20 protein-coding genes and 2 tRNA genes are annotated in these 19,345 nt (G+C 56.1%); 10 read left to right on the forward strand and 12 right to left on the reverse strand.

Annotation, left to right across the window (positions count from 1 at the left end):
• Positions 1–204 precede the first annotated feature (204 nt).
• The 3 genes from WFK59_RS02950 (at position 205) to agp (ending at position 2,515) form a co-directional block, all read left to right on the forward strand.
• Positions 205–292 (forward strand) — tRNA-Ser (locus WFK59_RS02950).
• A gap of 72 nt (positions 293–364) precedes the next feature.
• Positions 365–452, forward strand: a tRNA-Ser gene (locus tag WFK59_RS02955).
• Positions 453–724: 272 nt separating this feature from the next.
• Complete coding sequence (agp, locus tag WFK59_RS02960; protein ID WP_336754971.1) at positions 725–2,515, forward strand: bifunctional glucose-1-phosphatase/inositol phosphatase; 1,791 nt, start codon at positions 725–727, stop codon at positions 2,513–2,515.
• Between the two features lie 65 nt (positions 2,516–2,580).
• Here the strand turns inward: agp and WFK59_RS02965 are convergent, their stop codons facing one another.
• The 3 genes from WFK59_RS02965 to wrbA are packed head-to-tail and all read right to left on the reverse strand — an operon-like array spanning position 2,581 to position 4,858.
• On the reverse strand, positions 2,581–3,954 hold the full coding sequence (locus WFK59_RS02965; protein WP_233984685.1) for an NAD-dependent succinate-semialdehyde dehydrogenase: 1,374 nt from the start codon (positions 3,952–3,954) through the stop codon (positions 2,581–2,583).
• A 53-nt stretch (positions 3,955–4,007) separates the two neighbouring features.
• On the reverse strand, positions 4,008–4,238 hold the full coding sequence (locus tag WFK59_RS02970; protein ID WP_031376101.1) for a YccJ family protein: 231 nt from the start codon (positions 4,236–4,238) through the stop codon (positions 4,008–4,010).
• Between the two features lie 20 nt (positions 4,239–4,258).
• On the reverse strand, positions 4,259–4,858 hold the full coding sequence (gene wrbA, locus WFK59_RS02975; RefSeq protein WP_233984684.1) for an NAD(P)H:quinone oxidoreductase: 600 nt from the start codon (positions 4,856–4,858) through the stop codon (positions 4,259–4,261).
• A 302-nt stretch (positions 4,859–5,160) separates the two neighbouring features.
• Between wrbA and WFK59_RS02980 the strand changes: the two genes are divergently transcribed.
• Both WFK59_RS02980 and WFK59_RS02985 read left to right on the forward strand, forming a co-directional pair.
• Complete coding sequence (locus WFK59_RS02980; protein ID WP_233984683.1) at positions 5,161–5,337, forward strand: general stress protein; 177 nt, start codon at positions 5,161–5,163, stop codon at positions 5,335–5,337.
• A 93-nt stretch (positions 5,338–5,430) separates the two neighbouring features.
• A complete protein-coding gene (locus tag WFK59_RS02985; protein ID WP_233984682.1) occupies positions 5,431–6,354 on the forward strand; it encodes a DMT family transporter in 924 nt (307 codons plus the stop codon).
• Here WFK59_RS02985 and rutG read toward each other — a convergent pair whose 3' ends face one another.
• The 6 genes from rutG to rutA are packed head-to-tail and all read right to left on the reverse strand — an operon-like array spanning position 6,355 to position 11,317.
• Positions 6,355–7,683, reverse strand: a complete 1,329-nt coding sequence (gene rutG, locus WFK59_RS02990) for a pyrimidine utilization transport protein G (protein ID WP_336754972.1) — start codon at positions 7,681–7,683, stop codon at positions 6,355–6,357.
• Between the two features lie 54 nt (positions 7,684–7,737).
• The gene (gene rutF, locus WFK59_RS02995) at positions 7,738–8,253 is read right to left on the reverse strand and encodes an NADH-dependent FMN reductase RutF (protein WP_233984680.1); all 516 of its coding nucleotides are present in this window, start codon (positions 8,251–8,253) and stop codon (positions 7,738–7,740) included.
• Between the two features lie 21 nt (positions 8,254–8,274).
• Positions 8,275–9,084 carry a pyrimidine utilization protein D gene (rutD, locus tag WFK59_RS03000; protein ID WP_336754973.1) on the reverse strand — a complete coding sequence of 270 codons (810 nt, stop codon included), beginning with the start codon at positions 9,082–9,084 and terminating at the stop codon, positions 8,275–8,277.
• Positions 9,084–9,479: a pyrimidine utilization protein C gene (rutC, locus tag WFK59_RS03005; protein WP_233984678.1), complete on the reverse strand. Its 396-nt coding sequence runs from the start codon at positions 9,477–9,479 to the stop codon at positions 9,084–9,086. The genes rutD and rutC overlap by 1 nt, the downstream gene beginning before the upstream one ends.
• Before the next feature lie 24 nt (positions 9,480–9,503).
• Positions 9,504–10,226 (reverse strand): pyrimidine utilization protein B, encoded by a 723-nt coding sequence (rutB, locus tag WFK59_RS03010; protein WP_233984677.1) that lies wholly within the window; start codon positions 10,224–10,226, stop codon positions 9,504–9,506.
• The gene (rutA, locus tag WFK59_RS03015) at positions 10,226–11,317 is read right to left on the reverse strand and encodes a pyrimidine utilization protein A (protein WP_336754974.1); all 1,092 of its coding nucleotides are present in this window, start codon (positions 11,315–11,317) and stop codon (positions 10,226–10,228) included. The genes rutB and rutA overlap by 1 nt, the downstream gene beginning before the upstream one ends.
• A gap of 306 nt (positions 11,318–11,623) precedes the next feature.
• Between rutA and rutR the strand changes: the two genes are divergently transcribed.
• Both rutR and WFK59_RS03025 read left to right on the forward strand, forming a co-directional pair.
• Positions 11,624–12,259, forward strand: coding sequence for an HTH-type transcriptional regulator RutR (gene rutR / locus WFK59_RS03020; protein ID WP_233984675.1), 636 nt, complete (start codon positions 11,624–11,626; stop codon positions 12,257–12,259).
• Between the two features lie 37 nt (positions 12,260–12,296).
• On the forward strand, positions 12,297–13,271 hold the full coding sequence (locus WFK59_RS03025) for a metal-dependent hydrolase (RefSeq protein ID WP_336754975.1): 975 nt from the start codon (positions 12,297–12,299) through the stop codon (positions 13,269–13,271).
• 618 nt (positions 13,272–13,889) lie between these two features.
• On the opposite strand, the gene cycA is transcribed toward WFK59_RS03025, so the two are convergent.
• A complete protein-coding gene (gene cycA / locus WFK59_RS03030; RefSeq protein WP_233984673.1) occupies positions 13,890–15,284 on the reverse strand; it encodes a D-serine/D-alanine/glycine transporter in 1,395 nt (464 codons plus the stop codon).
• Positions 15,285–15,570: 286 nt separating this feature from the next.
• Here cycA and WFK59_RS03035 point away from each other — a divergent pair, with 286 nt between their 5' ends.
• On the forward strand, positions 15,571–16,266 hold the full coding sequence (locus tag WFK59_RS03035; RefSeq protein ID WP_233984672.1) for an extensin-like domain-containing protein: 696 nt from the start codon (positions 15,571–15,573) through the stop codon (positions 16,264–16,266).
• Position 16,267: 1 nt separating this feature from the next.
• On the opposite strand, the gene WFK59_RS03040 is transcribed toward WFK59_RS03035, so the two are convergent.
• Positions 16,268–16,942 carry a DUF4396 domain-containing protein gene (locus WFK59_RS03040; RefSeq protein WP_233984671.1) on the reverse strand — a complete coding sequence of 225 codons (675 nt, stop codon included), beginning with the start codon at positions 16,940–16,942 and terminating at the stop codon, positions 16,268–16,270.
• A 547-nt stretch (positions 16,943–17,489) separates the two neighbouring features.
• Between WFK59_RS03040 and sdiA the strand changes: the two genes are divergently transcribed.
• Positions 17,490–18,212 (forward strand): transcriptional regulator SdiA, encoded by a 723-nt coding sequence (gene sdiA, locus WFK59_RS03045; RefSeq protein WP_262287751.1) that lies wholly within the window; start codon positions 17,490–17,492, stop codon positions 18,210–18,212.
• 122 nt (positions 18,213–18,334) lie between these two features.
• Positions 18,335–18,946 (forward strand): autoinducer synthase, encoded by a 612-nt coding sequence (locus WFK59_RS03050; RefSeq protein ID WP_336755126.1) that lies wholly within the window; start codon positions 18,335–18,337, stop codon positions 18,944–18,946.
• Positions 18,947–18,978: 32 nt separating this feature from the next.
• Here the strand turns inward: WFK59_RS03050 and WFK59_RS03055 are convergent, their stop codons facing one another.
• A complete protein-coding gene (locus WFK59_RS03055) occupies positions 18,979–19,203 on the reverse strand; it encodes a DUF2594 family protein (RefSeq protein ID WP_094121818.1) in 225 nt (74 codons plus the stop codon).
• Positions 19,204–19,345 lie beyond the last annotated feature (142 nt).

Genomic DNA, 19,345 nt, shown 5'->3' on the forward strand with positions numbered 1-19,345 from the left:
CAGAACACCAGATATGCGCTGAGAATACGCAGGGCCATAATGAGGGAAAAGGCGTTTTACCCTTCTTTACGCGTCATTCCGCTAATTCTTTGAGCAGAGTGGTGATTTTGACATCGAAAAATCACAATTTGACTGTTTTTCAGGCGAATGGATTGATCGATGCTTTACATCGCCAAACGGGATGTTTATAGTGCGCGTCATTGCGGAGGGGTGGCCGAGCGGCTTAAGGCAGCGGTCTTGAAAACCGCCGATGGGAAACCATCCGAGAGTTCGAATCTCTCCTCCTCCGCCACTTTATCTGCTCAGGCGATAAAGCGGCAAAATGTCTGATGATAATTTTGCTTATGCAGTAATGTTACAAAACGGAGGGGTGGCCGAGCGGCTTAAGGCAGCGGTCTTGAAAACCGCCGATGGGAAACCATCCGAGAGTTCGAATCTCTCCTCCTCCGCCACATTTTACAGAACAGGCCAGCACAGCGTGCTGGCCTGTTCTGTTTCTGCGATCCGCCTTCCGCATTTCCGAAATTCTCCCGTTTAGCTTTCCGAACAGGGCGGCAGCGTTCATCTGCCCGGTGCATCTCTGCTATAGTCCACTCACTGTTTTTGTAAACATCTGGCGATTTTCCTGGATGAGCTGGGTTACACTGTTTAGCACTTCGCTCTGAGGCGAGCTAATCGGTTGATAGCCAGAGTGTTTCTCTACTGAATGAATGGAATAGGCACAATGATCAAGAAACTGAGTCTTTGCGCATTATCAGTGCTGGCCGCATTACCCGTCGCAACGGTGGCCTTCGCCGCTGATGGCGATATGCAGCTGCAACAGGTGCTGATAGTAAGTCGACATAATCTGCGCGCGCCGCTGGCGGATAATGGCAGCGTGCTGGAGCAGTCGACCAAAAAAAGCTGGCCGCAGTGGGATGTGCCCGGTGGACAGCTGACCACTAAAGGTGGCGTGCTGGAAATCTATATGGGTAACTACACCCGTCAATGGCTGGCACAGCAGGGCCTGGTGCAGAATGGCAGCTGTCCTGACAGCAATAACGTCTTTGTTTACGCCAATAGCCTGCAACGGACCGTCGCGACCGCCCAGTTCTTTGTCAATGGTGCCTTCCCTGGCTGTGACGTCGCCGTCACCCATCAGGATGCGATGGGGACCATGGATCCAATCTTTAATCCGGTGATCACCGATGGCAGCGAGGCTTTTAACAAGCAGGCCCTGGCTGATATGGCCGCAGCCAATGAAAAGCTGTCGCTGAAGCCTGCTTTCCAGCGGCTGGAAAAGATCGTCGATTACAAGTCTTCACCCGCCTGTAATAACAAAAAGCAGTGCGATCTCAGCAGTGGTCAGAACAGCTTCAGTGCTGAAAATGGCAAAGAACCTAACGTCAGCGGCCCGTTAAAAGTGGGTAACTCGCTGATGGACGCCTTTACGCTGCAATATTATCAAGGTTTCCCGCTGGATCAGGTTGCGTGGGGCCAGATCAAAACGCCTGAGCAGTGGAAAGAGCTGTCGGCGATTAAAAATGGTTATCAGGATACGCTGTTCACCAGCCCGACCATCGCCCGTGAAGTGGCGGCACCGCTGGTGGATTACATCCGTAGCCAGTTAGTCGATCAGGATAAGGCCAATGCGCCAAAAGTGACCCTGATGGTGGGCCACGATTCAAACATCGCCTCCTTACTGAGCGCGTTGCAGGTTAAGCCGTATGAGCTGCCCGATACCTATGAAAAAACGCCGATTGGCGGTCAGGTGGTATTTGAGCGCTGGCACGATGCTAAAAATGATAAAGATCTGCTGAAAGTTGAGTATGTCTACCAGAGCGCCGATCAGCTGCGTGATGCCGATGTGCTGAGCCTGAAAAATCCGCCGAAGCGCGTCACTCTGCAACTGACCGGTTGTCAGGCCGATGCTAATGGCTATTGCAGCTGGGATCAGTTCTCGCAAGTGCTGAATGCTGCCCTGCAGGGTACGCCAATGCAGCCTGCTGCCGCGCCAAAACCGGCCGCGGCTCAGCCTGATAGCGATGCGGCACCGGCCACTGGCGATGCGGCTAACAGCCCGACTGACAAGCCGGCTGACAAAGCGAAGGCCGACAATGCCGCGGCGGATAAAGCCAAAGCAGAGAAAGCGGAAGCGGATAAAGCCGCGGCTGACAAAGCGAAGACAGAAAAAGCTGACGCCGATAAAGCCAAGGCAGAGAAAGCGGAAGCCGACAAAGCGGCAGCAGAGAAAGCCAAAGTAGAGAAAGCCAAAGCAGAGAAAGCGGAAGCCGATAAAGCAGCGGCAGAAAAGGCCAAAGCAGAGAAAGCGGAAGCCGACAAAGCGGCAGCAGAAAAAGCTAAAGCCGACAAGGCAGCAGCGGACAAAGCGGCGGCAGAAAATGCCAAAGCAGAGAAAGCAGACGCTGAGAAAGCCGCGGCTGAAAAAGCTAAAGCCGATAACGCAGCAGCCAGTCAGTCCGCCAGCAGCGCGCAAAACGACGGTGAAAAATCTGTGGCAACAGCCGCACAGTAACCCTTTCTGCCGCTGTAAAATAAAAAACCCCGTCGAAACGGGGTTTTTTTATGGGCGAAGCCCGATTAACCGGCAACCACCACCAGCTTCTGATTGGCAAATTCTTTAATACCGAGATCAGAGAGCTCACGACCGTAGCCGGAACGTTTAACCCCGCCAAACGGCAGTTCAGCCGAGGTGTCGCTTTGTGAGTTGATAAACACCATGCCGGTTTCAATCGCGGAAGCCAGCTTGCGGCCGCGGGCGATATCGCGGGTCCAGACCGATCCGCCTAAACCGTAGTGCGAATCGTTGGCCAGCGCGACGGCGGCCTGATCGTCACCCACCACGTAGACCTGCGCAACCGGACCGAAAAACTCCTGATAGTAAGCCGGGTTATCCGGCGTAATGCCGGTAAGCAGGGTAGGCTGGTAATAACAGCCGACGCCCGCAACCGCTTTCCCGCCGGTGACCAGCTGGGCACCATGCGCGACGGCTTCATCCACCTGTTTCACCAGACGGTCACGCGCATCGCTGGAGGAAAGTGGACCCAGCGTGGTTTTTTCATCCAGCGGATCGCCCAGCGTGACAGCGCTCAGCGCTGCGCTGAACTGGCTGATAAAACGATCGGCAATTTTTTCATGCAGAATAAAGCGTTTGGCCGCGGTGCAAACCTGCCCGCAGTTACTCAGGCGCGCCTGCACGCCCTGGCGTACCGCTTCATCAAGATCGGCGTCATCCAGCACGACGAACACATCGTTGCCTCCCAGTTCGAGGGTCGATTTTTTCAGGTGCTTACCGGCCTGCTCCGCAACCGCACTGCCTGCACGCTCAGAACCGGTCAGCGCTACGCCCTGGACCCGGTCGTCGGCGATAAGATCGGCCACCTGATCGGTTGAGATGAAGAGGTTGGTCCAGGCACCTTCAGGCGCACCGGCTTCACGCACCAGCTTTTCAAACACGTCCGCACAGTGCGGGACGATATTGGCATGTTTCGCCAGTACCGGGTTACCCAGCGCCAGGTTAGGAGCCAGCACCCGCATCAGCTGGTAGTAAGGGAAGTTCCACGGCTCGACCGCCACCAGAACGCCAATCGGGTGATACTCCACCCAGGCTTCGCCCAGTTCGCTGGGGTAGGACTGCGGCTTCAGGATACGCTCGGCATTTTCGGCGTAGTAGCGCGCGATCTGCGAACAGATTTTTACTTCGCCCCGGCTCTGACCAATCAGTTTACCCATCTCTTTACTGGCAATGGTGGCCAGCTCTTCCGCACGGCTATCAATCAGATCAGCCAGTTTGTGCAACACCTGCAGACGCGGCTGAATATCGCCTTTGCTCCAGTCTGAGTGGAACAGGCGATCGGCGACCTCCAGCGCATGGCTGACGGCCGCCTCATCATGAGAGGGCCAGCTTTTCAGCAGCTGGTTGTTCGCGGGATTAATGCTTTGATAGGAAGACATGGCGTGCTCCTTGGTCAGTTAAAAAATCGAGGCGGGAGATCCCCGCCCCTGAATTACACGTTTTTACGTTCTACTGTTTTGTCATCCCAGGTCAGGACATCTTTATCGGTTTTTTCAAAGGCGCGAATCAGTACGTCGTCACTGCCTTGCTGGCGCCAGATCTCTTCGGCAAGCCGCTCATCGTAATTGGCCACTTCAAAGATGGCCTCGGCGATTTCAGGCGAGGTATGACGCAGACTGGCCCATTCGCCAACGTGATGTGCTTTTGCTTGTTCAGTAGCCATAATGTTCTCCTTCGATGAAATCAGTCCTTCAGTTTTACGGTCAGCCCGGCAACGTGTTCACCCTGATAGCGGGCGATATTCAGTTCCTCTTCCGTGGGCTGACGCGATCCATCCCCGCCCGCCAGCGTCGAGGCGCCATAGGGCGTACCGCCGCGGGTGCGGGAAATATCAAACATTTCCTGAGTGCCATAACCGATCGGGACGATCACCATGCCGTGATGCGCCAGCGTGGTCCAGACCGAGGTAATCGTCAGTTCCTGACCGCCGCCGGTTCCGGTTGAGGTAAAGACGCTGCCGACCTTGCCATGCAGTGCGCCGGAGGCCCACAATCCGCCGGTACGATCCCAGAAGTTGCGCATCTGCCCCGACATATTGCCGAAGCGGGTCGGGGTGCCGACGATAATCGCGTCATACTGCGTCAGCACTTCTGGCGTCGCCTCTGCGGCCGCCTGTTCGGTTTTACCGCCCACCTGGGCAAAGCGATCGGCATCCATGGTTTCCGGTACCCGCAGGATATCCACTTCTGCTCCAGGCACCCGACGCGCGCCTTCCGCTACAGCCTTCGCCATCGTTTCGACATGTCCATACATTGAGTAGTAGAGCACCAGAATCTTAGCCATTGTTCTCTCCAGGTGGGGTTGACGTCCTGAAAAGTATAGAAGAGCTTTCGTTTCACGTCGGCGATGCGCGTTCGCAGGCGGGCCGGCTGGGTAATAAACCCGCAGGCAATCGGTTGTAAGTTGACAGAATGTGCGTTGTTTAACCAAACCTGCAGTGAATAGTCTGTTGCGAAATGTGACTGGCGCCGTAGCGAAAACAGAAATTGGCTATTCTTTAAGCATGGCTGGGCGCGGTGCTATTGCCGTCAGCCACAGGTTGCTTTCATTTCTTCATTTATCGCGTTACGCGACAGGAGTAGACCATGGCATCACATCGTGGAGGTTCAGGTAATTTTGCCGAAAACCGTGAGCGTGCTGCAGAAGCGGGACGGAAAGGCGGTAAAAATAGCGGCGGCAATTTCAAAAACGATCCGCAACGCGCTGCCCGTGCCGGCGAGAAAGGCGGGCGCAGCAGCAGTAAAAAAAGCGACGATGAATAACCCTCTGTTCCGCCGGTAAAACCGGCGGTTAACGCCGTTGCTTTTCCCCCGTTCACTCCGCACAATAAGCCCGAATACATCATCAGGTGAAATATGTCGGACGCACTCCGCGGTTTATCCCTGCGCCTCACGCGCCAGGAACTGGTATTACTCTTTATAACGATGGTCTGGGGCGGTACCTTTCTGGTGGTCCACCGCGCGATGCAGCATTCCGGTCCATTTTTCTTTGTCGGGCTGCGCTTTGCCACGGCGGCACTGCTGCTGGCACTGTTTTTCCGCCGTTATCTGGCCGCCATCAGCTGGCTGGAAATCAAAGCCGGGACCCTGATTGGCCTGTCGATTGCCGGTGGTTACGGATTACAGACCTGGGGGATGCAGACCATCTCCAGCAGCCAGTCGGCGTTTCTCACCGCGCTCTATGTGCCGGTGGTGCCGCTGCTGCAGTGGCTTTTTTTACGCCGTCCGCCGGGGTTGATGTCGTGGCTCGGCATCGTGCTGGCGTTTACCGGCCTGCTGCTGGTGGCCGGACCGCAGGATGGCCGCATCAGCCTGAACGCCGGTGAACTGGCAACCCTGCTCAGCACCCTGGCGATTGCCGCCGAGATCATCTTAATCAGCCGTTATGCCGGCCAGGTTGATGTACGCCGTGTCACGCTGATTCAGCTGGCGGTGGCCTCGTTGTGCGCTTTCGCGCTGATGATACCCAATGGTGAAACGGTGCCGGCGCTGTCGACGCCGTTGCTGCTTAGCGCGCTGGGGCTCGGGGCCGCCAGCGCCTTAATTCAGGTCACCATGAACTGGGCGCAGCGTAGCGTCTCCCCGACGCGGGCGACGGTGATTTACGCTGGCGAACCGGTCTGGGCGGGCGTGGTCGGACGAATAGCGGGTGAGCGCTTGCCCGCGCTGGCGCTGCTCGGCGGGGCATTGATTGTCTGTGGCGTGATTGTCAGTGAACTGCGGCTGAAACGGAAGAAAGCGGTGCAGCCAGCGACCACACCGCAGGAATCGCAGGAGTAGCTAGCCCTGCTGACGCGCCAGCGGCTTATCTGATAGCGCCGCGCCGCGTCGGCGCAGGATCGCATTGAGGATAATGGCGCCGAAGGTGGCCGTGCCGATACCGCCGAGGGTAAATGAACCTATCTTCAGCGCAAAGTCACCGGCACCCAGCACCAGCGTGGTGGCGACCATAATCAGGTTACTGTTCTGGCTGAAATCAACGTGATTTTGTACCCAGATGCGCGCGCCTGCCACCGCAATCAGTCCAAACACCACAATCGACGCGCCGCCAATTACCGGCGCCGGAATGGTATGGATCAGCGCACCAAACTTCGGTGAGAAACCCGCCAGAATCGCAATGATCGCCGCCGCAACAAATGCCAGCGTTGAGTAGACTTTAGTGACCGCCATCACCCCGATATTTTCTGCATAGGTGGTGACGCCGCTGCCGCCGACCGAACCGGAGAGCATCGTCGCCAGGCCGTCACCGACAAACGCGCGTCCCATATACGGATCAAGGTTACGTCCGGTCATGCCCGCCACCGCTTTCAGATGACCGAGATTTTCCGCCACCAGAATGATCGCCACCGGCGCGATCATCACGATCGCCTGCAGATCAAAGCGGGGAGCGGTGGTGTGAGGCAGGCCAAACCAGGGTGCCTGCGCCAGCAGAGTGAAGTCGACCGGTTTGCCCAGCCCCAGTCCGTTGGTCAGCAGCGCATAGAGCGCCCAGGCCACTATCAGCCCAATCAGGATCAGCAGGCGCTGTATCATGCCGTGGGTAAACACCGCCACCACGCCAATACAGAGCACCGTCATCACCGCCACCCAGCTGTCAAAAGCGGAGCCGGATACGCCATGCACCGCGATCGGGGCCAGGTTCAGCCCGATAGCCATCACCACTGCGCCTGTCACCACCGGCGGCATCAGGTTTTCAATCCAGCGGGTACCGGATTTCATCACCACCAGCCCGATCAGGGTATAGATCAGGCCACAGGCAATCACGCCGCCCAGCGCCATGCTGAGATTGGGGTTCAGCCCCTGGCCGCTGAAGCCGGTCACGGCAATCACCACGCCAACAAACGCGGCACTGGAGCCAAGATAGCTGGGCACCCGACCGCCGGTAATGAAAAAGAACAGCAGGGTGCCGATGCCCGACACCAGAATCGCCAGGTTAGGGTCCAGCCCCATCAGCAACGGCATCAGCACCGTTGCGCCAAACATCGCTACCGCATGTTGCAAACCGAGAATCAGCGTTTGCCCCATCGGCAGCGTTTCATCCGGTGCGATAATGCCGTTTTCACTCAGTGCCGACTTCTTCTGCCATTGCGGAAACCAGGAACGTGCCATCGTATACTCCAGAAAGTGATGAATGCCGGGACCAGACCTGCGACAGCAGGCGGATTAACAGGCTTCCTGCCGCATAAGGGGATGATAGCTGCGGTCAAACCACGCCAGACCGTGCGTATCATCGTTGCGCACCAGCGCCAGAACCTCACAGAACAGAATGTCGTGCGTTCCGACGCTGACAATCTGACTGATCCGGCAGTCAAACGAGGCGACGGCACCGCTCAGCACCGGCGAACCGGTCACCGCCGTTGACCATTCGGCTGCAATAAAGCGCTCGGCCATCGCTGTTTTGCCGCCGAACAGGTTAGACAGGGCTTCATGGCCCGCCGCCAGGGTATTAACGCAGAGCTGCCGGTTTTCAGCGAAGACGGGCCACACCGAGGCGGACCGGTTGAGGCAGACCAGCAGCGTGGGCGGCGAGTCCGTGACGCTGCAGACGGCGGAGGCGGTAAAGCCTGCACGTCCTGCCGGGCCTTCGGTAGTGATGATGTTGACCGCCGCGCCAAGCCGCGACATCGCGTTACGAAATTCAGTTTTCTCTACCACAGGGGCAAGGTGATTCGGGTTCATCGCGATCTCCGCAAAAAAGGGTTATCCGGTCACGCGCGCCAGCGGCTGCACGTCATCGGTATCATCCAGCCACTGCACCAGCAGGGCATTAAAGTGATCGGCATCGGTCACGCTCATCGCATGGCCGCCCCAGGACATGACCTGCTGCGAGGCGTTCGGCAGCGCCGCTGCCAGCTGCGCGGAACAGCTCCACGGCACCAGCAAATCGTCCTGACTGCAGATCACCAGTACCGGCTGAGGGATCGCCGCAGCGCGGGCGCTAAAATCTGCGCTCATCAGCGCATGCAGACGTCGTATCAGGTTCTCCATTCCCTGGAAATGGTCAATGTGATGACTGTCTTCCTGTTCCAGCCGCGTCTGATGCTGCGCCATCCATTCAGCCGGATAGAGAAACAGCGGCTGGGCGCGCACAAAGGCTTCCACGCCGACGTTGAGCAACAGATCCTGGCGCACCTGAAAGCAGCGGCGGGTATGAGGATGGAGCGTCAGCCAGCCATTGATCACCACGATTCGCTCAACCCGCTCCGGATAGTCCAGCGCCAGCTGCATGCCCACCAGCCCGCCCAGCGCATGGCCGATCAGGCTGAACCGCAGAATGCCCTGCTGCGCCAGTGCGGCGGCCAGTTCCGCCGCCATCATCGCCATGCTATACCCTTCCGGCAGGGTATCGGCGCTGCGGCCGGTACCGCGTTGATCGTAGAGCACCACCCGATAGCGCGCGGTCAGGGCCGCAAGCTGCGGCTGCCAGAAGCCCGCCACACCGCCCAGACCGGAAGAGAGCACCAGCGTCGGGGCATGCGGTGACTGCAGGCCAACAATATCCAGCTGCATCAGGCCTCCTGTTTGCCGATGTGCGCCACGCTGGCGATCTCAATCAGCGCATCAGGTTTCACCAGCCCACACTGAATACAGAAACGCGCCGGTTTATCGCCGGGAAAATAATCGGCGTAAACCTGGTTCACCGCCGCGTAATTCGACCAGTCGGTGATGAATATCGAGTTGAACGTGACATCCGCCATATTGCCACCGGCGGTTTCAATTACCTTTTTAATGGTTTCCAGCACATGACGGGTTTGCGCGGCGGCATCGCCAACGTGCACCACGTTATTATCAGCATCGAACGGCAGCGTACCCGAAACGTAAACCACGCCGTCGGCCAGCGTACCGGGCACGAAGGGGGCGATAGGGGTAGTGGTACCCGGCGGAATAATGACGCTTTTTGGCATAACAGCTTCTCCTTTACGCGATTCTTAACGGGCGTCCGCGGGTTTCAGACTCTCGCAGAAGGTGGCGACGTCTGACACCCAGCCAAAAAAGGTTTCGATATTGAACAACGCCGCCTGCTGCGCAAAAGGCGGGCCGGCCTGATAGGTCGCGTCCTCCAGCACTACGCCGAAGTACTCCAGGAAGAAACCGTCACGCAGCGTCGATTCGACACAGACGTTCGTCGCAATGCCGGTGAAGATCAGGTGGCGAATACCCCGGCTGCGCAGCATGCTGTCGAGTGGCGTGTTGAAGAAACCGCTGTAGCGTGGTTTCGGCAGCACGATGTCGCCCGGCTGCGGCACCAGCTGATCCACCAGCGCATAATCCCAGCTGCCTTTTGACAGCAGCGTGCCGTGCAGCTCCGGGCGTTTGCGCATGGTTTTCAGGGCATTCGACTTGTGGAAGTTGGGTGAACCGGCATCGCCAGCTTCGACGTAATCCGCATCCCAGCCGTTCTGAAACCAGATAATCTGGATACCCGCAGCGCGTGCGGCCGTCACCGCTTCGGCGATTTTTGCAATCACCGGCTGAGTTGCGGAGACATCAAAACCGGCCAGATCCAGATAACCGCCTGGGGTGGCATAGGCATTTTGCATATCCACCACAATCAGTGCGCTCTGGCTGGGCGGAAAGGCGATCGGTTCGGGACGCGCGGGCAACTCTACCTGCGGTACGTCTGGGGTATGAGCGCAATAAACCGTACTCATCACGCTACCTCCTGTTGTGCATCCAGCAGAGCGCTGCGGCACTGCATCAGCGGCTGGATATGCTGACCAAAGTCCTCGATGCCCTGCAGGAAATCATCAAACGTCAGCAGAACGCCGTGCGTGCCATCGACCTGCGCCACCTCATCCAGCATCCGCGCCACGCTGGCATAGGAGCCGACCAGCGTGCCCATATTGATGTTGACCGCTGAGGTCGGATCGGCCATCTGGCGCACATTGGTGTCGCTGCCCGATTTAGTATCCTGCTGGCTTTGGGTCGTCAGCCAGGAAAGCGCCTCTTCATCGGCTCCGGCTTTATAGTGTTCCCAGCGGGCGCGTGCTTCTTCATCGCTGTCGGCGGCGATAATCATAAACAGCACATAGGAACCGACATCGCGCCCGGCTTTTTCTGCCGCCTGCTTCATGCGCATAGAGGTGGCGCTGAATGCGGTAGGGGTATTCACGCCTTTACCAAAGCAGAAGTTGTAATCGGCGTGCTGGGCGGAAAAGGTCATGCCGGCATCGCTCTGCCCAGCACAGATCACCTTCATCGGCCGCTGAGGTTGCGGGCTGACGCGACAATCATTCATGGTGAAGAAATCACCTTTAAAGTCAGATTTGCCGGTACCCCACAGATCGCGCAGCACGGTAACGTATTCGGTCAGATAAGCATAACGGCTGCCGAAGTATTCATCGCCTGGCCACAATCCCATCTGCTCATATTCGGGCTTCTGCCAGCCGGTAACCAGATTGACGCCGAACCGGCCATTGGAGATCGAATCAATGGTCGCCGCCATGCGCGCTACGATCGCCGGTGGCAGGGTGAGCGTGGCCGCCGTTGCGTATATCTCAATGCGCGAGGTGACCGCCGCCAGGCCCGCCATCAGAGTGAAAGATTCCAGGTTGTGATCCCAGAACTCGGTCTTACCGCCAAAGCCGCGCAGCTTGATCATCGACAGCGCAAAATCGAAATGGTAGTGCTCCGCTTTCTGCACGATCGCTTTGTTCAGTTCAAAGGTCGGTTTGTACTGTGGCGCATGGGAGGAAATCAGCCAGCCATTGTTACCAATCGGAATAAAGACGCCTATCTTCATGTGAAACCTCTTTGCGGTGGGGGAAAGCATTTCACGCGCGGCACTGCTTCCTGCTTCATCCGTGAGGGGCTGCGCTCAGTCATAATTTTGCAAACTGCGTGCCACATTTTTTAATGCATTAAATAACAATGATTTAAAATTAACCCGAAAGAGGTAACCGGAGCAGATGGTCCATTTCGGACCGTTTGGTCAAAATTCGCTGCACATTTTCCATGCAGGCTGGGCAAAAAAGGTGCAGGCGGCGGATTGGGCAGGGCGGAAGCACTTTGCTATGATGCGCTGACACAAGAGGGATGAGGTAACCGTGTGAAAACCGATGAAAAAAAGCCTACGCGTCGTTCGCGTGCCGTCGCCGCGAAGCGCGCTGCCATTCTGGAAGCGGCATTAACGTTTTTCTCCCAGTTTGGCATTCATGGAACCAGCCTCGATAAGGTGGCGGAGCGGGCGGACGTCTCTAAAACCAATCTGCTCTACTATTTTCCCTCCAAAGAAGCGCTGTATGTGGCGGTGCTGAAACAGATTCTGGATGTCTGGCTGGCGCCGCTGCGGGCGCTGGCACACGATCAGGACCCGCTGGTGGCGATCCGCCGCTATATTCGCCTGAAGCTGGAAGTATCACGCGATCACCCGCAGGCCTCACGGCTGTTTTGCCTTGAGATGTTGCAGGGCGCGCCACTGCTGAAAGGCGAACTGGCGGGCGATCTGAAACAGCTGGTGGATGACAAAGCGGCGATTATCGAGCGCTGGATTGACGAAGGTCGGCTGGCAGGTGTACAGCCGCAACATCTGATCTTTATGCTGTGGGCAACGACCCAGCACTACGCCGATTTTGCCAGTCAGGTTGAGGCGATTACCGGCCAGACGCTGAACGATCCCGAGTTTTTTGATCAGGCCGTTAATAATGTGCAGCGCATGATTATTGAAGGGATTCGGGTGCGCTGACTGGCGTAACATCCACGCTTCGCGACGGAGTAAAATCATGGATTCTGTTTCGCAATGGGTACTGGGCGCCACGGTCAGCGTGGCAGTGATGGGACGACGGGTACCGATCTGGCAGGCTGCGCTGGTTGGCGGCGTCAGCGGCACCTTACCCGATCTTGATGTGTTTCTTGATCATGGCGATGCCATCCGCAATATGACGCTGCATCGTACCGAGAGCCATGCGCTGCTCTATCTCACGCTGGTTTCGCCGCTGATTGCCTGGCTGGTAGCGGGACTGTTCCGTCCGCGCGTGAAATGGCCAGCATGGTGGCCTGCCATCTGGCTGGCGCTGATTACCCATCCGCTGCTCGATTTAATGACGGTGTATGGCACCCAGCTTGGCCTGCCACTGACCGATTATCCCTACGCAATCGGCAGCATTTATATTGTCGATCCGCTCTATACGCTACCGCTGTTGATCGGTCTGGGCGTGGCGCTCTGGCGGCGAGGCGACGCCGGGCTGCGCGGCAACCGGCTTGGGTTGATGCTGAGTACGCTTTATCTGGTATGGAGCGTGGCGATTCAGAGCGTGGCGGGCGCGCAGATTAAGCAGGCGCTGGTGCAGCAGGGGATTCCCACCGAGAAAGTGCTGGTCACGCCGACCGCGTTCAACACCCTGGTGTGGCGCAGCGTGGTGATGACGCCGGATCGTTATGGCGAAGTTTACTGGTCGCTGCTGTCGCCACGGCGTCCGTTGCAGGTAGTGTGGCGTCCGCGTCATCCCGAGCTGTTCGATGCGCTACGCGGTGACTGGTATGCCGAGCGGGTCGCCTGGTTCAGCCACGGTTTTTATGCGATGGCCGAAAAGGATGGCCAGATCACCATTGCCGATCTGCGGATGGGGGAAGGCGACAATTTCACCTTTACCTTTGGTCTGGGTACTCCACAGCAGCCCGATCCCCAGCCACAGCGGCTGCCTTCTGAGCGGCCAGATTTACGGGCGATATTCCGGACACTGGCGGAGCGGCTATAAAAAAGCCCGGTCAGTGACCTGATGCTCGTCAGTTAAGGTTACCTTTACAAAGGCTGTCAGTCAGACGTGGCCGCTTTTTTACTGGGCGAGCGTGCCGGAGTGCGGGCCTGAGCACCTCTGCTGCTGCCGGGCCGTCCTCGCGCCGCTCACGCGGTGCCTTCGGCTTTGACGTCGTGCCGACGAACCGTTCGGGGATCGGCCCTCCCTGGCCGGCCCCGAACTCTCCACGCTTCCCGGCGTGGCGTTCTGGCCCAACGTCACGCCTCAGCGCTGCGGATAGCCCTTTCAGCAGCAGAGGCGCCCAGGCCTCCACTATCGTGCCCTTTTTAACAGCACACACTGAAGTTTCAGAGCAGGCTGGGGTCGCTCAGGGGCAGGCAATCCGCAGCGCTGAACAGAATGAGTCTGCCAGGAGAGCCCGCAGGACGCGGGCGAAAGGCGGGGCGGCACAGGATGTGCCATCCCCGGCGGTCCGTCAGGCAGACGAATGAAGTGAAGGTACCGCGCAGCGGCGCGAGGACCGCCAGCCCCTGAGCGGCACCAGGCTGCGTTATCACCTGCCGCTTAACTGACAAGCTTTACGGTCACTGACCGGGCTTTTTGCTATTCAACCGGCGATTAGCGAGCCTGACGACGACGCAACAGCCAGCCCATCGTCAGCAGGGCAAACCACAGCGGTGTCACCATCAGCGCCTGGCGCGTATCTTCCTGCAGGGTCAACAGCACCAGCACAAACGCGAAGAATGCCATGCAGACCCAGCACATGAACTTGCCCATTGGCATCTTAAAACCAGACTGTGCGTGACGCTCTGGATACTTTTTACGGTAGGCCAGATAGCTGCAGAGAATAATGGTCCAGACGAACATAAACAGAATGGCGGAAACGGTGGTCACCAGGGTAAATACCGTCATCACATCCGGGATCAGGTAAATCAGCGCCACACCCGCCAGCAGGCACAGGCAGGAGAAGAACAGTCCGGTGGTGGGAACGGCGCGGGCAGAAAGACGACCAAAGGCGCGGCTGGCCACACCTTGTTGCGACAGGCCATACAGCATACGGCTGGTGGAGAAAATGCCGCTGTTGGCAGAGGATGCCGCCGAGGTCAGCACCACAAAATTGACGATACTGGCGGCAGCGGGCAGACCAATCAGCACGAACATCTCAACAAACGGGCTGCGATCGGCCATCACCTGGGTCCACGGCGTAACAGCCATGATCACCATCAGCGCCAGCACGTAAAACATGATCACCCGCAGCGGAATGGCGTTAATCGCGCGTGGCAGCACTTTGTGCGGATCGTGGGTTTCTGCTGCTGCGGTGCCGACCAGTTCAATCCCGACGAAGGCAAACACCGCTATCTGGAAGCCAGCAAAAAAGCCGCTCAGCCCTTTAGGGAACATCCCGCCATGATCCCAGATATTGCTCAGCGAGGCGGTACCGCCGCCAGGTGAAGGATAGTGCATCGATACCAGCACAATGCCGGTAATGATCAGGGCCACAATCGCCACAATTTTAATAATCGCGAACCAGAACTCCATCTCGCCAAACAGTTTGACCGTCGCAATATTGAGCGTCAGGAAAACCACCACGCACAGCAGGGCGCTCATCCAGATCGAGAAGCCCGGAAACCACAGCTGGAAGTAGGCGCTGATGGCCACCACATCGGCAATGCCGGTCACTACCCAGCAGAACCAGTAGGTCCAGCCGGTGAAATAGCCGGCCCACGGCCCCAGCAGATCCGCCGCGAAATCACTGAATGATTTGTATTCGAGATTAGAGAGCAGCAGTTCGCCCATTGCCCGCATTACAAAGAACAGCATAAAACCGATGATCATATAGACAAAAATGATCGAAGGTCCCGCCAGGCTAATGGTTTTACCGGAACCCATAAACAGACCGGTGCCGATAGCGCCGCCAATAGCGATAAGTTGAATATGACGATTGTGCAGGTTACGCCGGAGTTTATCCGGACCTTCCTGCGTGAGTGGCGCGTCTTTAGATTGATCAACCATAGAATAGTCTTTCCTTTCTTGATGTTGTGTCAGCTCTGCTGGCTGTTATTAAGTGAGTCTGCCTGAAGGCAAGCTGGCATAAGATAGTGGAAGACGCGCTAAAGCCGGTAACGGTTTTTGATCAATTGTGACCATTGCCGCTTAATCAGACAGTAGCAATGCCGTGTTCGGCTTAATTCTGCGTCAGGCTGGGTAAGTTTTCATCACGTTGTGTCAGACAGAGGGCGCGACGGGGATTGTGCTTCTACACTTTTTGTTTGTTATTCATCATGCTGCGAGAGGGACTATGCGCACGCTTATCCTGTTTTTGCTGTTGATTGCGCTGGGATGGGTCAGTTTACCCTGGCTAAAACAGCATCTGCCGCCGCAGTTTAATCCCTTTATCCCGCTGTCGGTGACCGACCCGCCGGGCTGGATGACGCAGCTCAAGATGAAACGGCTGGCGGGTAATCCGGCGGCCTGTCTGGATGTGATGCGGCGCGCGCAGCAGGCGGGCTGGGTCAGCTTCAGCCAACGACCACCGGTGCGGGGTAATTGCCCGATCGCCGATCCGCTGCGCATCCGGGCATTTGGCCCGGTCAGCCTGAGCAGCAGCTTTCTGGCCAGCTGTCCGATGGCGGTAGCCAGCACCATGTATGTGCTACACAGCCGCGAACAGGCGCTGCAACAGATGCAAAGCCCGCTGGTACGCATTACCCACGTTGGCAGCTACGCCTGTCGCAATATTTACCATCGGTCCGAGGGACGATTAAGTGAACATGCCACGGCTGATGCCTGGGATGTCACCGGTTTTCAGCTGGCTAACGGCCAGCGGATTGATGTCAGTCGCCACTGGCAACAGCCAGCGGATAAAGCCGCGCTGTTACATACGCTGTGGCGAGGCGGCTGTCAGGTATTTGGTAACGCGCTGGGACCCGATTATAACGCCGCGCATGCGACCCACTTTCATCTGGGTATGCGCGGTGCCGGTTATTGCCGATAAATCATAAAACCGGATTAATACCGCGTTTAATAATGAAATGGTTGGCTGGCCAGGAAAAAACAAATCCAGTGATCATCGCTAATTGCAGCATGAACCAGAAAATGCTCAGGGAAGGATTAATCTGCTGATGCAGCACAAATTTCAGGGCCAGTGACATAAAGAGAAAAATGCCCGCCTGATAGATTAGCAGGGGAAATGCGCTGCGTTTAAATGCCAGCGACAGCTTATGCCAGAATGATTTTTTTTCATGTTGGCCCAGCGTAAAAAAATGGAACAGCAGCAGGAGCAGTAAAGAGATCGGTAACGAAATCGCTGCCTGCTGCCAGATCAACAGCGATATTTTAAGATAGTTCAGCAGCGTGATAATTGGTAAGGTTATCGCCTCCGCTAAAATACAGGCGCTGGCTGACAGGGTGGTGGCGATAAATAGGGCTTGCCAGCCGGTGTGGCGGGGTGATTTCTGCCGTATCAGTAGGGCAGCTTTTAGCTGATGGCGGGGAATGCGTCCCAGATACCACCAGGCCAGCCAGCCGATAAACGGCAGATAAAGACCGGTCAGCGGCCAGATCAGGTTCATCAGTGACGCTGGCTGACGATAAAGTAAAATATCTTTGATAATCATCAGCGCGGTGCACGCGCCTGAGACCAGAAAAAGTAAAGCCCACTGATTTAGCATCGTATGCTCCCGTGGCGTGTTAATCCATGACCTGTTGAATCGCGCGGGCCACGGGCTGTTTTCGTCTTGTCAGAGCGGACTCAGCACCGGTTGCCGCAGATTAAGCGTAGCCTCAACCCAAAAAGAGTGTAATGAATGCTTATTTCCCGCTAAAAAATATGTTGCAGTCCAATATCTGCCGCTTCGCTTATTAAAATGGTGATTAACGCGCTGTTTACACGTCAGTTCCTGGCGGTCGGGGAATAAATTTTCAGGCTTACAGAGGCCATTTTCAATTTGATGAAAAAACGGCCTGAAACAGAATGATTGAAATTCTATCAGAAAAATCTTATTCTTCGACTTTGATTGAAAGTTGCTTCGTACGGCCTCATATTAGTGGGGAAAGGGGATTATGGCGTAGCCCGGCCTTCGAAGAATTAAATGCCATGTTTATTACGGCGATGCCGGTTTGTACAATCAATTAATTTACTCCTGAACATTTATTTTTTATCTGAATTACCAAAATGAATAATAATGCACACCTGCGTAAAAATAATGCCGAGGCAATATGAGTACCGAAAATTATTTCGTCTGGCGGCGTGAGACGGAAGAAAAATTTCAGGCATTAACGCTTTCATCTGAACTGAAGACGTTATTGCAACAATTTACTGAAGCATTAGGTTTCGACTATTTTGCTTTTCTGATTCAGCATCCGGTGCCTTTTAGTCGGCCGCGCATTCATTTGCACAGCACCTATCCCGCATACTGGGTGAAGCATTATGAGGCGAACAATTATTACGCGGTCGATCCGGTGCTGGAACGCTGTCAGCGGCCGGGCAGAGGAATGGTGTGGGCGCGAGAGCAGTTTACTGAGGCCGGTAACCTGTGGGATGAGGCGCGTGAGCACGGCTTACAGAGCGGTTTTTCTTGCTCTGCAATGGCACCAAATCGCGTCATTGGTATATTATCTATATCATCGCAACAGCCGCTTCCTATTGACGAGCGCCGCATTGAACTGGAAGTCAAACTACACTTTTTAGCGGAGCTAAGCCTGGATACGCTGGAACGCTTTAGCGATGATGCCATGGTGGTACTAAAAAAAGAGTTTAGTCAGCGCGAGCTGGAAATTTTGAAATGGACTGCCGAAGGAAAAACGGCGGTAGAAATTTCACTTATTTTATCCATCTCTGAACATACCGTTAACTTTCACCAGAAAAATATGCAAAAGCGTTTCAATGTTTCCAATAAAACTCAGATTGCCTGTTATGCAGCAGCGATCGGGCTGATTTAGATGAAAGGCAACTACTAAATTTAGTAGTTCCCTCGTCCGGGTCAGTTGTCTACCCTGCGCCGGGGCTTTGCCAGGCTGGCGCAAAGAAATCATTGCAAACATGGGGATGTCAGAGGCGCATGATGAAAATAGTTCAAACGCAATTAAAGGATATGCCATCCTCTTTGCTCGCCGAACTTGGCAGCTACCGGTATAGCGTATTTGCGCGCGGCGAGGGATGGTCGATTCCTCCCCGTCTTAGCACGCCGGGACAGGAATATGATCGCTACGATCGTTCAGATGTGACCTGGCTGATCGCCTGGAATGCGCGTGATGGAATCAGCGGCTGCGCGCGATTAATGCCGTGGTTCGAGCCTGAACAAAGTGAAGGCATTGTCTTGCCCTTCAGCCATGAGAAAGTGTGGGAGATGTCGCGCTTTTCAGCACGGCTGGAAGTGGACCCTGAATTGCCATTGAACATTCTCTGGCACGCGGTGCAGCTGGCAGAACTGAATGGCATGGAGTACATCATCAGTTCAGCGACACCGATGCTTGAGAAGATGTTCGAGCAGCATCAGGTGGTGTATGAACCGCTGACGCCGGGATTAATTCTGTCAGAGGATAATCTGTTCGCGATTCGCATTCCGGTGATGCAGCCGGCATTGGCGGAGAAGTATCGCGGTACCCGGCGTTTCAGTCCGGAAGAGGTGCTGCCGTCGCTGGGTGTTTCGGTTAACTGGCAGTCGCACAACTAAATAATTTGCCCCCGCAGCTGGGGGCAAAATGTTTACTGGCGGTAGGCCGCTTTGATCTGCTTAATGGTGTTGCTGAACACTTCTGCCTGTGGCTTGTCGCCCAGCGTCTGCACGTAGCGTTCCATATTGATAATGACTTTTCCGGCATCCGCCTGACCCATACCTTTCAGAATCAGCGTGATCATCATTTTCAGACCCGCTATTTCATCCGATAATTTGCGCGCTTCCTGCGAAGTGGCAAAATCTTCATCGCTCATGATTTTCTCCTTGGTGAATAACAACGTGTCGGCAATCAAGTCCGTACAGCAGTGCGTGAGTATACCACAGGGCCGTTAAGTTGCTGAGGCAGCCGGTTCGCTTCTATCCGAAAAGGCATTCAGTCCAGCCGGGCTAATCAAT

Source organism: Pantoea sp. USHLN298 (assembly GCF_037149395.1).
Lineage (GTDB): Bacteria > Pseudomonadota > Gammaproteobacteria > Enterobacterales > Enterobacteriaceae > Pantoea > Pantoea astica.

Excerpts from the sequence above, each read along its gene's own strand:
- agp (WP_336754971.1), top strand. The coding sequence starts at position 725 with ATGATCAAGAAACTGAGTCTTTGCGCATTATCAGTGCTGGCCGCATTA.
- WFK59_RS02965 (WP_233984685.1), bottom strand. The coding sequence starts at position 3,954 with ATGTCTTCCTATCAAAGCATTAATCCCGCGAACAACCAGCTGCTGAAA.
- WFK59_RS02970 (WP_031376101.1), bottom strand. The coding sequence starts at position 4,238 with ATGGCTACTGAACAAGCAAAAGCACATCACGTTGGCGAATGGGCCAGT.
- wrbA (WP_233984684.1), bottom strand. The coding sequence starts at position 4,858 with ATGGCTAAGATTCTGGTGCTCTACTACTCAATGTATGGACATGTCGAA.
- WFK59_RS02980 (WP_233984683.1), top strand. The coding sequence starts at position 5,161 with ATGGCATCACATCGTGGAGGTTCAGGTAATTTTGCCGAAAACCGTGAG.
- WFK59_RS02985 (WP_233984682.1), top strand. The coding sequence starts at position 5,431 with ATGTCGGACGCACTCCGCGGTTTATCCCTGCGCCTCACGCGCCAGGAA.
- rutG (WP_336754972.1), bottom strand. The coding sequence starts at position 7,683 with ATGGCACGTTCCTGGTTTCCGCAATGGCAGAAGAAGTCGGCACTGAGT.
- rutF (WP_233984680.1), bottom strand. The coding sequence starts at position 8,253 with ATGAACCCGAATCACCTTGCCCCTGTGGTAGAGAAAACTGAATTTCGT.
- rutD (WP_336754973.1), bottom strand. The coding sequence starts at position 9,084 with ATGCAGCTGGATATTGTTGGCCTGCAGTCACCGCATGCCCCGACGCTG.
- rutC (WP_233984678.1), bottom strand. The coding sequence starts at position 9,479 with ATGCCAAAAAGCGTCATTATTCCGCCGGGTACCACTACCCCTATCGCC.
- rutB (WP_233984677.1), bottom strand. The coding sequence starts at position 10,226 with ATGAGTACGGTTTATTGCGCTCATACCCCAGACGTACCGCAGGTAGAG.
- rutA (WP_336754974.1), bottom strand. The coding sequence starts at position 11,317 with ATGAAGATAGGCGTCTTTATTCCGATTGGTAACAATGGCTGGCTGATT.
- WFK59_RS03025 (WP_336754975.1), top strand. The coding sequence starts at position 12,297 with ATGGATTCTGTTTCGCAATGGGTACTGGGCGCCACGGTCAGCGTGGCA.
- cycA (WP_233984673.1), bottom strand. The coding sequence starts at position 15,284 with ATGGTTGATCAATCTAAAGACGCGCCACTCACGCAGGAAGGTCCGGAT.
- WFK59_RS03035 (WP_233984672.1), top strand. The coding sequence starts at position 15,571 with ATGCGCACGCTTATCCTGTTTTTGCTGTTGATTGCGCTGGGATGGGTC.
- WFK59_RS03040 (WP_233984671.1), bottom strand. The coding sequence starts at position 16,942 with ATGCTAAATCAGTGGGCTTTACTTTTTCTGGTCTCAGGCGCGTGCACC.
- sdiA (WP_262287751.1), top strand. The coding sequence starts at position 17,490 with ATGAGTACCGAAAATTATTTCGTCTGGCGGCGTGAGACGGAAGAAAAA.
- WFK59_RS03050 (WP_336755126.1), top strand. The coding sequence starts at position 18,335 with ATGAAAATAGTTCAAACGCAATTAAAGGATATGCCATCCTCTTTGCTC.
- WFK59_RS03055 (WP_094121818.1), bottom strand. The coding sequence starts at position 19,203 with ATGAGCGATGAAGATTTTGCCACTTCGCAGGAAGCGCGCAAATTATCG.